This window comes from Serratia sp. A07 (assembly GCF_058725505.1).
In genome coordinates, this window is sequence record NZ_JBZXDO010000233.1 from 1 (window position 1) to 655 (window position 655).

The 655-nt window shown below is 59.4% G+C and carries 1 protein-coding gene; it reads right to left on the reverse strand.

Translation table 11 applies throughout. The annotated features are described in order from the left end of the window. The coding region (locus AC4PR2_RS29480; RefSeq protein ID WP_492176123.1) for an IS91 family transposase at positions 1–655 on the reverse strand (655 nt) is incomplete at both ends.

Genomic DNA, 655 nt, shown 5'->3' on the forward strand with positions numbered 1-655 from the left:
TGCTCGCCCGCCATGGCGCCGGCAAAACGCAACCGGCCTTTGCAAAGAATGCACTGATACGGATCTGTGCCCAGGAACGCTTTCATCAGCACAGCGAACCCCGGCTTCTGCGGTTTTTCGCGTGGCGTCATCTCCAATGCCTCGTAGACTTTCGGCAGCAACGTGCCACGCTTGCGGTTGGCCAGGAAGCCGTAGTAACGCACCATTTTAAAATGTCGCGCCGGGATATGGCTGACGTAACGGCGCAGCATCTCCTCCTGAGTCAGCTTTTGGCGCTTATGCTGCTGGGTATTGTGGTCGTAGTACTGGTGCACCACCGAGCCACCACGGTAATGGCGCAACTGCGACGCCGCCACCGGCGGGCGTTTCAGATAACGGCCCAAGTATTTTACGCTGCGCCAGGCACCGCGGGTCTTTTTGGCGAAGTGGACTTTCCAGTGGCGCTGGTATTGCGCCTGCAGGTAGCGTTTCCACTGCTTTTCATCGCGGATGTGACCGAGACCGGGCAGGGAGGGCGGGTTAACGCGGTCATAGCTGGCGCGCAGCAAGCGGATGACGGCACCGCGCCAGATTTCTTCGACCTGCTGTTTTTTGAAGAACAGGTCGCGCCAGACGCCGTGTTTGACATCGAGACCCCCGCGGGTGATGGAAACGT